The sequence below is a fragment of the Massilia sp. WG5 genome, from assembly GCF_001412595.2.
Classification (GTDB): domain Bacteria; phylum Pseudomonadota; class Gammaproteobacteria; order Burkholderiales; family Burkholderiaceae_D; genus Telluria.
Genome location: NZ_CP012640.2, coordinates 4,179,009 through 4,191,826, shown reverse-complemented (window position 1 = coordinate 4,191,826; position 12,818 = coordinate 4,179,009). Strand labels below are relative to the sequence as shown.

Here is a 12,818-nt window from a genome sequence, read left to right as displayed (position 1 = left end):
GATGATCGCTCATCAACTACTCAAGACGCAGGAACTGAGCCTGCAGATTGGCGGCCGTACGCTGGTGCGGGATCTCGACTGGACCGTGCAGGCGGGCGAATGCTGGAGCATCATCGGCCGCAACGGCGCCGGCAAGAGCACCCTGCTGCGCACCGTGGCCGGACTGCGCGGCGCCCACGAGGGGGCGGTGCAGCTCGACGGCAGGACGCTGGACGACTGGCCGCTCGAGGAACTGGCGCGCAAACGCGCCTATCTTGCCCAGTCGCGCACCGACGCCTTCGCCTACAGCGCGATCGACACCGTACTTTCTGCGCGCCACCCCTACCATGCGAACCGCTACTGGGAAGGCAGCGACGACCACCAGGCGGCGCTGCAGGCACTGGCCGCGATGGAGGTCGATCACCTGGCGGCGCGCGACGTGCGCACCCTGTCCGGCGGCGAGCGCCAGCGGGTTGCGATCGCCGCCCTGCTGGCCCAGGACACGCCGCTGCTGCTGCTGGACGAGCCGGCCAATGCGCTCGACCTGGCCCACCAGGTCAGCGTCATGGGCCTGCTGGCGCGCCTGTGCCGGCGCGAGCGCAAGACGGTCGTGATGATCGGCCACGATCTCAACCTGGCGCACGGCATTTCCACCCACGCCCTGCTGCTGCGTGGCGACGGCGGCTGGCTGGCCGGTCCGGTCGCGCAGGTGATGCAGCCGGCGCTGCTGGGCGACTACCTTGGCCACCCGATCGAGATGATCGAGCACGGCGGCCGCCGCATCTTCATTCCCCGCGAGGACTACCATGAACCACTCGACGCCTGAAGACACCGTCTCTGACGACACCGCGGCGCTGAACGAGCGCCACCGCCAGCGCATGGCGCGCAAGAAGGCCGTCATCGACGCAAAAATCGCGGCGGCCGACAAGAAGATCGGCATCATCATCGTCAATACCGGCAACGGCAAGGGCAAGAGCTCGAGCGCCTTCGGGATGGCGGTGCGCGCGCTGGGCCACGGCATGAAGGTCGGCGTGGTCCAGTTCATCAAGGGTGCGATGTCGACCGGCGAAGAACAGTTCCTGCGGCGCTTCCCCGATGAAGTCAGCTTCCATGCGATGGGCGAAGGCTATACCTGGGAAACCCAGAACCGCGAGCGCGACATCGCCAAGGCGGAAGAAGCCTGGGAACAGGCGAAGCGCTTCCTCACCGATCCGGACATCGGCCTGGTGGTGCTCGACGAGCTGAACATCGCCCTGAAGTACCGTTACCTGGACGTGCACACGGTGATCGCCGACCTGCTCGACCGCCCGGCCATGCAGCACGTGGTGGTAACCGGGCGGGCCGCGCCGCCCGAGCTGATCGAGGTGGCGGACACCGTCACCGAAATGAACGTGGTCAAGCACGCCTTCAAGGCGGGCATCGCGGCGCAAGCCGGAACGGAGTGGTGATGGCACATCCAGGCGCACGCATGCTGCTGGTGGCGGCGATGGCTTCCGGCCAGGGCAAGACCACCGTCACCGCCGCCCTCGCGCGCGGCCTGGTCCGCCAGGGCCAGCGGGTACGGGTATTCAAATGCGGTCCCGACTTCATCGACCCGATGCTGCTGGAGCGCGCCTGCGGCGCGACCGTGCACACGCTCGACCTGTGGATGGTCGGCCTGCAGGCGTGCCGGCGCAGCCTGGCGGAGGCCGCGCGCGATGCCGACGTGGTGCTGATCGAAGGCGTGATGGGCCTGTATGACGGCACCCCGTCCGCCGCCGACCTCGCGCGCGCCTTCGACATCCCGGTGCTGGCAGTGATCGACGCCTCCGCCATGGCGCAGACCGCCGGCGCCGTGGTGCGGGGCCTACGCGACTACGGTCCGGTGCAAATCGCAGGCGTGGTCGCGAACCGCGTGGCGAGCGAAGGCCACCGGCAGATGGTGGCGGACTCGCTGCGCGACATTCCCCTGCTGGCAAGCCTGCCCCGGCAGGCGCGCAAGCTGCCCGAGCGCCACCTCGGCCTGGTGCTGCCGGGAGAAGTCGACGACATCGACGCAATCCTGGACGAGCTGGCCGACCAGCTGCACCTGGACGCCCAGGCCTGGCAGGCCCTGACGCCGCGCCTGCCCGAGCACCTCGACCAGGACGAAGCGATCCCCCCGCTGCTGGCCGGGAAGACGGTGGCGATCGCGCGCGACGCCGCCTTCTGCTTCATCTACCCCGCCAACCTGGACGTGCTGCGGCGCCTGGGCGCCCGACTGTGCTTCTTTTCTCCGCTGGCCGACGAAGCGGTGCCGGCCGGCGCCGACGTGGTCTGGCTGCCGGGCGGGTATCCGGAACTGCATACCGAGGCGCTGTCCAGGGCGGCGCACTGGCGCGGCTCGATCCGCGCGGCGCACGCCGCCGGCCTGCCGATCCTGGCCGAATGCGGCGGCATGATGGCGGTCGCGGAATCCATCACCGACATCGAAGGCCGCAGCTGGCCCATGCCCGCCCTGCTGCCGGGCCGGGTCGTCATGCAGCAGCGCCTGGGCGGGCTCGGCTCGCAGGAAATGCCGACCCCGGCCGGCGAGCTGCGCGGCCACACCTTCCATTATTCGCAGCTGGACACCGGCCTGGCGCCGGTCGCCTACACGGTCAAGCATCCGTCCGGCGCCCAGGGCGAAGCGGTGTACCGGATCGGCTCCCTGACGGCGTCCTACTTCCACGGCTTCTTCGCCTCGAACCCGCTGGCCGCCGCCCGCCTGTTCACGAAGGAAGCGCCATGAGCCGCACCCTGGTCTTCGGCGGCGCCCGTTCCGGCAAGAGTCTTCTTGCCGAGCGGCTGGCGCGGGAGTCCGGCAAGGAGGTCGTGTATGTCGCAACCTCGCACGCCGGCGACGCCGAGATGGCGGCGCGCATCGCCCACCATCGTGAACGCCGGCCGGCCGAATGGCAGACGGTGGAGGAAGCGCGCGCGCTTGCCGCCACCCTGCGGCGCCTGTGCGTACCGGAGCGCATCGTGCTGGTCGACTGCCTGACCCTATGGCTCAGCAACCTGATGTTTTCGTCGCAGCGCGACTATCCGGAAGTCGGTGAGATCGTGCTGCCGCCCGTGTTTGCCTGGGAGCGCGCCGATCTGCTTGCATGGCTGGACGAACCGGCCCCTGGCGACGTCGTGTTCGTATCGAACGAAGTCGGCATGGGCATCGTGCCGGCGGGCGCGGTCTCGCGCACGTTCGTCGACGAAGCGGGCCGCCTGAACCAGGAAGTGGCGGCGCGCTGCGAGCGGGTGCTGTTCGTCGCCGCCGGCCTGCCGCTGGCCTTGAAGGGAGCACCGTGCTGAGCGGGCTGCCTCCGCTCACGCTCGCGCTGCTGCTGGCCGCCGGGATCGCCCTCGACCTGCTGCTGGGCGAGGCACGGCGCTGGCATCCGCTGGTCGGCTTCGGCGCGCTGGCGCAGCGGCTGGAGCGGCGCCTGAACGCCGGTGGCTGGCGCATCGCACGCGGCGCCGTCGGCTGGACACTGGCCGTGCTGCCGCTGACGGCGCTCGCAGCCTGGCTGTGCGCGATCGAGGGCGCTGGTGGCCTGGCGATGCACGCCGTGCTGCTCTACCTGTGCCTTGGGCTGCGCAGCCTGCGCGACCATGCCCTGCCCATCCATGCGGCCCTGGCGGCCAGCGAGCTGCCGCGTGCGCGCCGCCTGACTGCGCGCATTGTCAGCCGCGACACCGCGCAGGCGAGCGAGGCCGACCTGGCGAAATCCGGCGCCGAATCGCTGCTCGAAAACGGCAACGACGCCGTGTTCGGCACCCTGTTCTGCTTCCTGGTGGGTGGCGGCGCCGGCGCCCTGCTGTTCCGGCTGGCGAACACGCTGGATGCGATGTGGGGTTACCGGAATACGCGCTTCAATCTGTTCGGCCGCGTGGCCGCACGCATCGACGATGTGTTGAACTATGTGCCGGCGCGCTTGACCGCGCTGTCGTACGCGCTGCTGGCGCCCGGCGGCCGGCTGCGCGCGCTGCGCTGCTGGCGCGCACAGGCAAAGGCCTGGAGCAGCCCGAACGCAGGTCCGGTAATGGCCAGCGGCGCCGGCGCGCTCGGCATCAGCGTGGGCGGCGCCGCAAGCTATGCGGGCGAAGTCGAGCTGCGGCCGGTGCTGGGCTTCGGTCCCGCCGCCACTGCGGACGACATTCCGCGTGCCTGGCGCCTGGTGTTGCATACGACCCTGCTGTGGATGACCCTCGCCCTGTGCACCGGCGCAGCCCTGCAGCTGATCGGAGCCCGGCATGCTTGAACACGGCGGCAATCTGCGCGAGGCACAGCGGCGCTACGGCGGCATCGACTGGATCGACCTGTCGACCGGCCTGAATCCGATCGGCTATCCGGCGCCGCCCGTCCCGCCGGATGCCTGGCACCGGCTGCCGGAAGCGGATCCGGCGCTGCTTGACGCCGCCTGCAGCTATTATGGCGCGCCCGTGCTGCTGCCGGTCGCCGGCACCCAGGCCGCGATCCAGGCCTTGCCGCGCCTGCGGCCTGCCTCGCGGGTGACGGTGGCCGCGCCCTCGTACGCGGAGCACGCCCATCACTGGTCGCAGCATGGGCATGCGCTGCGCCAGGCCGGCTATTCGATGCTCGACGATGCGGTGGGCGGCAGCGACGTGGTCGTGGTCTGCAATCCGAACAACCCGACCGGGGAGACCGTCCCGCCCGCAAGCTTGCTGCGCTGGGCAGCCGAACTGGCTGCGCGCGGCGGCTGGCTGGTGGTTGACGAAGCCTTCTGCGACACGACGCCCGCACTCAGCCTGGCCGCGCACGCGGGCCGGCCGGGACTGATCGTGCTGCGCTCGGTCGGCAAGTTTTTTGGCCTGGCCGGCTTGCGGCTGGGCTTCGTCGCGGCCGAGACGGCGCTGCTGGCGGCGCTGGCCGACCTGCTCGGCCCCTGGGCCGTCAGCGGCCCGGCCCAACGCATTGCGCTGGCGGCGCTACGCGACCGGAACTGGCAGCGGCACACACAGGCACGGCTGGCACGCGACGGCGCACGGATGCGCAGCCTGCTCGCCGCCCACGGTATCCAGGCCGCGGGCACGCCGCTGTTTCACTGGTGGCCGGAGCGCCGGCCCGACGATTTTCACGAACACATGGCGCGCCGCGCGATCTGGGTGCGCCTGTTCCGCCAGGCGGCGCGCGGCATCCGCCTCGGCCTGCCGGTCTGCGAACGGGACTGGGACCGCATCGAATGCGCACTTCAAGAATGGACCAAGCGATGAAGACATCGACGACACTGATTTTTCTGGCCGCGCTGGCGGCAGCCCAGGCCCAAGCGGCCATCACGGTGAAGGACGACGACGGCAAGCTCGTCACCCTGCAGAAGCCGGCGCAGCGCGTGATTTCGCTGGCGCCGCACGTTACCGAAATGCTGTTCGCGGCCGGGGGCGGCAGCCACGTGGTCGGCGTCGTGGCCTACAGCGATTTCCCGGAAGCGGCACGCAAGATCCCGCAGATCGGCTCCAACCGCGAGGTCGACCTGGAGCGCATCATGGCGCTCAAGCCCGACCTGATCGTGGTCTGGCGCCATGGAAGTTCGGAGCGCCAGATCGACATGGTGCGCAAGCTCGGGGTGCCGCTGTTCCACAGCGAGCCGCAAGCGCTCGACGACATTCCCGAGGGCGTGGCCAGGCTCGGCCAGCTGATGGGCACCGAGCAGGTCGCCAATCCGGCCGCGGCCGATCTGCGCCGGCAGCTCGCCGGTCTGCGCAAGCGCTATGCGAGCCGTCCGACCGTGCGCGTCTTCTACCAGGTCTGGGACAAGCCGCTGTACACCCTGAACGGCAAGCACATCGTCAGCGACGCGCTGCGCATGTGCGGCGGCGAGAACATCTTCGCGAAGTTGCCGGTGACGGCGCCGGTGGTCAGCGTCGAGGGCGTCCTGCAGGAGAACCCCGAAGCGATCTTCGCGACAGCCGAGAAGAACTACGGCGGCGTCAGCATGTGGAAACCCTACGGCACGCTGCTGGCGGTGCGCAACGATAACCTGTTCACCATCGACGGCAACCTGGTCAACCGTTCGGGCCCGCGCATGATCGCAGGCGCAGCGACGCTGTGCGAGAAGCTGGAACTGGCGCGTGAGCATCGAACTGAGCATCGCACTGAGCGCGGCAGCAAATGACGCGCTTCCCGTACCAGACCCTGATGATCCAGGGGACCACGTCCGATGCCGGCAAGAGCACCGTGGTCGCCGCGCTGTGCCGGCTCTTGAAGCGCGCCGGCGTGAAGGTGGCGCCATTCAAGCCGCAGAACATGGCGCTCAACAGTGCGGTCACACAGGATGGCGGCGAGATCGGGCGCGCCCAGGCGCTGCAGGCGATTGCCGCCGGCGTCGAACCGCACACCGATTTCAATCCGGTCTTGTTGAAACCGTCGAGCGACACCGGCGCCCAGGTCGTCATCCACGGCCGCGTGCGCGCCGAAATGAACGCGCGCGACTATCACCAGTACAAGACGGTGGCGATGGGCGCGGTGCTGGAATCGCACGCGCGGCTGCGGGCCCAGTATGACGCGATCATCGTGGAAGGCGCCGGCAGCCCGGCCGAGATCAATCTGCGCGACCGCGACATCGCCAACATGGGCTTTGCCGAAGCGGTCGATTGCCCGGTCGTGCTGGTCGCCGACATCGACCGCGGCGGCGTGTTCGCACACATCGTCGGCACGCTCGCCTGCCTGTCGGAGAGCGAGCGCAATCGCATTGTCGGCTTCGTGATCAACCGCTTCCGCGGCGACTTCAAGCTGCTCGAACCCGGACTGGAATGGCTGGAGCGCGAAACCGGCAAGCCGGTGCTGGCGGTGCTGCCCTATCTGCACGGGCTGTATCTCGATGCGGAAGACGCCGTGCAGGCAGTCACGCGGCGCGACGGCAAATTCCGGGTAGTCGTGCCGAGCACGCCGCGGATGAGCAACCACACCGACTTCGATCCGCTGCGCGCGCATCCGGACCTCGACCTGCGCTTCGTGCGCGAAGGCGAAGCGATTCCGGGAGCCGACCTGATCGTCCTCCCCGGCAGCAAGAATACGCGGGCCGATCTGACCTGGTTGCAGCAGCAAGGGTGGCCGGACGCGATTGGCCGCCACCTGCGCTATGGCGGCAAAGTGATCGGCATCTGCGGCGGCTTCCAGATGCTGGGGCGCACCGTCGACGATCCGGAAGGTGTCGAGGGCGCGGCCGGGCGATCCGAGGCGCTCGGGCTGCTCGACATGGCGACCACGCTGACGCGGGAAAAGCGCCTGGCCCAGGTCAGCGGACACAGCGTGTTCGACCCCGCGTCCATCGGAGCAGCAGTAGGCGGCTACGAAATCCACATGGGCGTGTCGAGCGGAGCCGCGCTGGCCCGGCCGGCGTTCGAGATCGAAGGGCGCGGCGAAGGCGCGTGCTCGGAGGACGGCCAGATCCTCGGCAGCTATCTGCACGGGATGTTCGACAGTGCATCCGCCTGCGCTGCCCTGCTGCGCTGGGCGGGGCTGCACAGCCAACATGCCGTCAATGCAGCAGCCTTGCGCGAAGCGAGCCTGGACCGGATCGCGGATGCGAGCGTGCCGCTTCTCAATAGTCTAATTCTATCGACTCGCTAAAACTTATCGATTTTACCGATCAAATGAGAATCGATATCATTCACTGCATGGTAGAGAACGACAGGAGTTTTCCATGGCAGTGGTACGCAAAGGCAGTCAAGTCATCACCCACCTGGCGATCGGTTTCGCGATCGCCTACGCGGTAACGGGATCGATCGCCCTCGGTGGGTTGGCCGTGCTCGTCGAGCCGCTGCTGAATGTCTTGCTGGTGCCCTTTCATGAGCGCGCATGGCATCGCCGGCTGCGCGGCGTGAGCGGCCAGCGGCGTTATCTGATGCTTACGCTCGAAAAATTCAGCCTGGCGGCCATGCACATGGTCATTGCCTTTTGCGTCTTGTATTATGCGACCGGCTCGGTGGCGGTTGGCGGTTTGGCAGCGCTGCTCGAGCCGGTCTGCAATGTCGTGCTGATGCCACTGCATGATCGTGTGTGGGACAAGCTGCGATGTGGTCGCGGGCTACAGGCCGCATGACCGGTCTCAACATCTAAGCGCGCGAGTCCGGCGGTGCTGACGCCGCAATGCTAGGCTTTTCTCTTTCGTGCCAGCGGGAAAGCCGATGAAAGTGCATCTGTTTGGACTCGCGACGGCGCTGGCCTTCGGTCTGCATGCGCCCGCCTCGTCGGCAGCAGACAAGAAAGCGTGGATCACGATCGGTGACGCGGCGTTTCGCCAGGTACGCCAGCTTGTCCCGATATCGCCTCGGTCGAATCCCGCCAGCTCGCAGGCGGCGGAGAAAAAATCCACGCAGTCAGCGTCAGCGAAGCGGCACTCGAGACGGTCGCCGTCGCGATCCATCAAGGCCGGCAGCAATGCGGTGGCTTCGTTTTCCATAAGACGGAAGCGGAGGCACGAGCGGCGCTGCACGATAAGGCGGGGGCGCCATCTGCTTTTTCCCATGCCATCAACCAGCGCGAGCTGGTCGAGCCGGTGCTTGCGCAGATGAGCGACAAGAATATCGAGGCGACGATTCTCGCGCTGTCGGCCTTTCCCAATCGCTATTACAAAAGCCAATCGGGTGTCGACGCATCGAACTGGCTGGCGGCAAAATGGACCGGAATCGCTGCGGGACGGCCGAATATCACGGTCAAGCAGGTGACGCACGCCGGCTATCCGCAAGCGTCGGTCATGCTCAGCATTGCCGGCAGCGAGAAGCCGGATGAGAGCGTCGTTCTCGGTGCCCATCTGGACTCCATCCTGGTATCGAGGATGAGCGACACGGCCCAGGCGCCGGGCGCGGATGACGATGCTTCCGGCATCGCCAGCCTCACGGAAGCGCTGCGTTCCATGCTCGACCGCGGCTACCGGCCAAAACGCAACATCCATTTCATTGCCTACGCTGCGGAAGAAGTGGGCCTGCGGGGGTCGCAGGACATTGCGCGGACTTACAGGCAGGGGAAAGGCTCGGTGGTCGGCGTCCTGCAACTCGATATGACGAATTACAAGGGCGCAGCGAACGATATTTATCTGTTCACGGATTACACCGACAGCATGCAGAATGCCTTTCTCGTGCAACTGATTTCAAGCTATCTGCCCGACTTGAAACTCGGTTATGACAAGTGTGGTTATGCATGCTCGGACCATGCGAGCTGGCAAGCCCAAGGCTTTCCGACGTCGATGCCGTTCGAATCGAGCTTTGCGCGCGATAACCCTGCAATTCATACCGCGAAAGACACGTATGCCAACTCGGGCGGACAAGCCGCACACGCCCTGAAATTTGCCCGGCTGGCGGCCGCATATGCGATCGAAATGGGGAGCGATCAAGCGGTTTTAGAAAAGCAAAAAGCCCACTGAGTATCTACTCAGTGGGCTTTGCTTAATAATTAGCCTGACGATAACCTACTTTCACACTGGTTGCAGCACTATCATCGGCGCAAAGTCGTTTCACGGTCCTGTTCGGGATGGGAAGGGGTGGTACCGACTTGCTATGGTCATCAGGCATGACTTGTACGGGTTTCGTCGTCGTGTGGCGACGCTACCCTGAATCTGGAAGAAGTGTTTTATCTGTTGTCTCAACAAGCAGCTGTCAAAACCCGGCAAGGACTGCCAAGGTTATAGGGACAAGCCGTACGGGCAATTAGTATCGGTTAGCTTAATGCATTACTGCACTTCCACACCCGACCTATCAACGTCCTGGTCTCGAACGACCCTTCAAGGAGCTCAAGGCTCCGGGAAATCTCATCTCAAGGCGAGTTTCCCGCTTAGATGCTTTCAGCGGTTATCTCTTCCGAACTTAGCTACCCGGCAATGCCACTGGCGTGACAACCGGTACACCAGAGGTTCGTCCACTCCGGTCCTCTCGTACTAGGAGCAGCCCCCTTCAAATTTCCAACGCCCACGGCAGATAGGGACCAAACTGTCTCACGACGTTTTAAACCCAGCTCACGTACCACTTTAAATGGCGAACAGCCATACCCTTGGGACCGGCTACAGCCCCAGGATGTGATGAGCCGACATCGAGGTGCCAAACTCCCCCGTCGATATGAACTCTTGGGAGGAATCAGCCTGTTATCCCCAGAGTACCTTTTATCCGTTGAGCGATGGCCCTTCCATACAGAACCACCGGATCACTATGTCCTACTTTCGTACCTGCTCGACTTGTCGGTCTCGCAGTTAAGCACGCTTATGCCATTGCACTATTAGCACGATGTCCGACCGTACCTAGCGTACCTTCGAACTCCTCCGTTACACTTTAGGAGGAGACCGCCCCAGTCAAACTGCCTACCATGCACTGTCCCCGACCCGGATAACGGGCCAAGGTTAGAACCTCAAACAAACCAGGGTGGTATTTCAAGGATGGCTCCACGAGAACTGGCGTCCCCGCTTCAAAGCCTCCCACCTATCCTACACAGATTGGTTCAAAGTCCAATGCAAAGCTACAGTAAAGGTTCATGGGGTCTTTCCGTCTAGCCGCGGGTAGATTGCATCATCACAAACATTTCAACTTCGCTGAGTCTCGGGAGGAGACAGTGTGGCCATCGTTACGCCATTCGTGCAGGTCGGAACTTACCCGACAAGGAATTTCGCTACCTTAGGACCGTTATAGTTACGGCCGCCGTTTACTGGGACTTCAATCAAGAGCTTGCACCCCATCATTTAATCTTCCAGCACCGGGCAGGCGTCACACCCTATACGTCCACTTTCGTGTTTGCAGAGTGCTGTGTTTTTATTAAACAGTCGCAGCCACCAGTTTATTGCAACCCTTTCACCCTCATGGAGTAAACCAATCAAGCTACCGGGGCGTACCTTATCCCGAAGTTACGGTACCAATTTGCCGAGTTCCTTCTCCCGAGTTCTCTCAAGCGCCTTAGAATACTCATCTCGCCCACCTGTGTCGGTTTGCGGTACGGTCTCGTATGACTGAAGCTTAGAGGCTTTTCTTGGAACCACTTCCGATTGCTTCGCAGCATAAAGCCGCTCGTCCCAGTCCCTTGAATTCCGCGCCCGGATTTGCCTAAGCGCCTTCTATGAACCAGAAACTGCCTATTCCAACAGGCAGACAACCTTCCGCGATCCGTCCCCCCATCGCATCATACGACGGTGCAGGAATATTAACCTGCTTCCCATCAGCTACGCATCTCTGCCTCGCCTTAGGGGCCGACTCACCCTGCTCCGATGAACGTTGAACAGGAAACCTTGGGCTTTCGGCGAGGGGGCTTTTCACCCCCTTTATCGCTACTCATGTCAGCATTCGCACTTCTGATACCTCCAGCATCCTTTACAAGACACCTTCGCAGGCTTACAGAACGCTCTCCTACCATATAGATCAAGTGATAAATCACGAGAAATATATCCGCAGCTTCGGTGACTGGCTTAGCCCCGTTACATCTTCCGCGCAGGACGACTCGATCAGTGAGCTATTACGCTTTCTTTAAATGATGGCTGCTTCTAAGCCAACATCCTGACTGTTTTAGCCTTCCCACTTCGTTTTCCACTTAGCCAATCTTTGGGACCTTAGCTGGCGGTCTGGGTTGTTTCCCTCTTGACGCCGGACGTTAGCACCCGACGTCTGTCTCCCAAGCTCGCACTCACCGGTATTCGGAGTTTGCAATGGTTTGGTAAGTCGCAATGACCCCCTAGCCATAACAGTGCTCTACCCCCGGTGGTGATACTTGAGGCACTACCTAAATAGTTTTCGGAGAGAACCAGCTATTTCCAGGTTTGTTTAGCCTTTCACCCCTACCCACAGCTCATCCCCTAATTTTTCAACATTAGTGGGTTCGGACCTCCAGGGCGTGTTACCGCACCTTCATCCTGGCCATGGGTAGATCACCTGGTTTCGGGTCTACACCCAGCGACTGTCGCCCTGTTCGGACTCGATTTCTCTACGGCTCCCCGATCTGGTTAACCTCGCCACTGAATGTAAGTCGCTGACCCATTATACAAAAGGTACGCCGTCACCCCACGAAGAGGCTCCGACTGTTTGTATGCACACGGTTTCAGGATCTATTTCACTCCCCTCCCGGGGTTCTTTTCGCCTTTCCCTCACGGTACTGGTTCACTATCGGTCGATTACGAGTATTTAGCCTTGGAGGATGGTCCCCCCATCTTCAGACAGGATTTCTCGTGTCCCGCCCTACTTGTCGTACGCTTAGTACCACCGTTCGGATTTCGTGTACGGGGCTATCACCCGCTATGGCGCTTATTTCCAGAAGCTTCCACTATCCGATCGACTATCACGTACAAGGCTCATCCCATTTCGCTCGCCACTACTTTGGGAATCTCGGTTGATTTCTTTTCCTGCAGCTACTTAGATGTTTCAGTTCGCCGCGTTCGCTTCACACACCTATGTATTCAGTGAGTGATGACCCAAAGGGCCGGGTTTCCCCATTCGGAAATCTGCGGATCAAAGTGTGTTTGCTCACTCCCCGCAGCTTATCGCAAGCTACTACGTCCTTCATCGCCTGTAATCGCCAAGGCATCCACCATGTGCACTTATTCACTTGTCCCTATAACGTTGGCCTCTACATGAGTAATAGAGAACGTCATAGGCAAATGACAGCTTACTATGTTTGTTGATACAACAGATTACTACCCTAAGTGTTCAATACATCTTTCGATGCGTTGAACGCTTAAAGAAAACTTTACTTCTTCCAGATTGTTAAAGAACGAGAACTACACTTATCTAAGAGTCAGCTCTTACATAAATGCAGTACACAGAGAGTTTGGTGGAGGATGACGGGATCGAACCGACGACCCCCTGCTTGCAAAGCAGGTGCTCTCCCAGCTGAGCTAATCCCCCGACATACATCTAAC

General features: G+C 63.1%; 10 protein-coding genes, 1 tRNA gene and 2 rRNA genes. 10 read left to right on the top strand and 3 right to left on the bottom strand.

Features of this window, described 5'->3' with window-relative positions:
- Window position 1: 1 nt before the first annotated feature.
- From AM586_RS18695 to AM586_RS18655, 10 genes are all read left to right on the top strand, one after another.
- Window positions 2-805 carry an ABC transporter ATP-binding protein gene (locus tag AM586_RS18695; protein ID WP_060566675.1) on the top strand — a complete coding sequence of 268 codons (804 nt, stop codon included), beginning with the start codon at window positions 2-4 and terminating at the stop codon, window positions 803-805.
- Entirely contained in the window at window positions 786-1,427 is a 642-nt protein-coding gene (cobO, locus tag AM586_RS18690; protein ID WP_060566673.1) for a cob(I)yrinic acid a,c-diamide adenosyltransferase, read from the top strand. The genes AM586_RS18695 and cobO overlap by 20 nt, the downstream gene beginning before the upstream one ends.
- Window positions 1,427-2,728 carry a cobyrinate a,c-diamide synthase gene (locus AM586_RS18685; RefSeq protein WP_060566671.1) on the top strand — a complete coding sequence of 434 codons (1,302 nt, stop codon included), beginning with the start codon at window positions 1,427-1,429 and terminating at the stop codon, window positions 2,726-2,728. The genes cobO and AM586_RS18685 overlap by 1 nt, the downstream gene beginning before the upstream one ends.
- Window positions 2,725-3,285 carry a bifunctional adenosylcobinamide kinase/adenosylcobinamide-phosphate guanylyltransferase gene (gene cobU / locus AM586_RS28630; RefSeq protein ID WP_060566669.1) on the top strand — a complete coding sequence of 187 codons (561 nt, stop codon included), beginning with the start codon at window positions 2,725-2,727 and terminating at the stop codon, window positions 3,283-3,285. Before AM586_RS18685 ends, cobU begins: the two co-directional genes overlap by 4 nt.
- Window positions 3,279-4,235 carry a CobD/CbiB family cobalamin biosynthesis protein gene (locus AM586_RS18680; RefSeq protein ID WP_060566667.1) on the top strand — a complete coding sequence of 319 codons (957 nt, stop codon included), beginning with the start codon at window positions 3,279-3,281 and terminating at the stop codon, window positions 4,233-4,235. The genes cobU and AM586_RS18680 overlap by 7 nt, the downstream gene beginning before the upstream one ends.
- On the top strand, window positions 4,228-5,208 hold the full coding sequence (gene cobD / locus AM586_RS18675; protein ID WP_060566665.1) for a threonine-phosphate decarboxylase CobD: 981 nt from the start codon (window positions 4,228-4,230) through the stop codon (window positions 5,206-5,208). Before AM586_RS18680 ends, cobD begins: the two co-directional genes overlap by 8 nt.
- The gene (locus AM586_RS18670) at window positions 5,205-6,107 is read left to right on the top strand and encodes a cobalamin-binding protein (protein WP_060567154.1); all 903 of its coding nucleotides are present in this window, start codon (window positions 5,205-5,207) and stop codon (window positions 6,105-6,107) included. Before cobD ends, AM586_RS18670 begins: the two co-directional genes overlap by 4 nt.
- Window positions 6,104-7,564, top strand: a complete 1,461-nt coding sequence (locus tag AM586_RS18665) for a cobyric acid synthase (protein WP_060566664.1) — start codon at window positions 6,104-6,106, stop codon at window positions 7,562-7,564. The genes AM586_RS18670 and AM586_RS18665 overlap by 4 nt, the downstream gene beginning before the upstream one ends.
- 73 nt (window positions 7,565-7,637) lie before the next feature.
- Window positions 7,638-8,036: a DUF2061 domain-containing protein gene (locus tag AM586_RS18660; protein ID WP_060566662.1), complete on the top strand. Its 399-nt coding sequence runs from the start codon at window positions 7,638-7,640 to the stop codon at window positions 8,034-8,036.
- 468 nt (window positions 8,037-8,504) lie between these two features.
- A complete protein-coding gene (locus AM586_RS18655) occupies window positions 8,505-9,356 on the top strand; it encodes a M20/M25/M40 family metallo-hydrolase (protein ID WP_109370487.1) in 852 nt (283 codons plus the stop codon).
- Between the two features lie 32 nt (window positions 9,357-9,388).
- On the opposite strand, the gene rrf is transcribed toward AM586_RS18655, so the two are convergent.
- The 3 genes from rrf to AM586_RS18640 all read right to left on the bottom strand — a co-directional run bounded on the left by rrf (window position 9,389) and on the right by AM586_RS18640 (window position 12,804).
- A 5S ribosomal RNA gene (gene rrf / locus AM586_RS18650) occupies window positions 9,389-9,501 on the bottom strand.
- 117 nt (window positions 9,502-9,618) lie between these two features.
- Window positions 9,619-12,511, bottom strand: a 23S ribosomal RNA gene (locus tag AM586_RS18645).
- A 217-nt stretch (window positions 12,512-12,728) separates the two neighbouring features.
- Window positions 12,729-12,804, bottom strand: a tRNA-Ala gene (locus tag AM586_RS18640).
- Window positions 12,805-12,818: the final 14 nt, after the last annotated feature.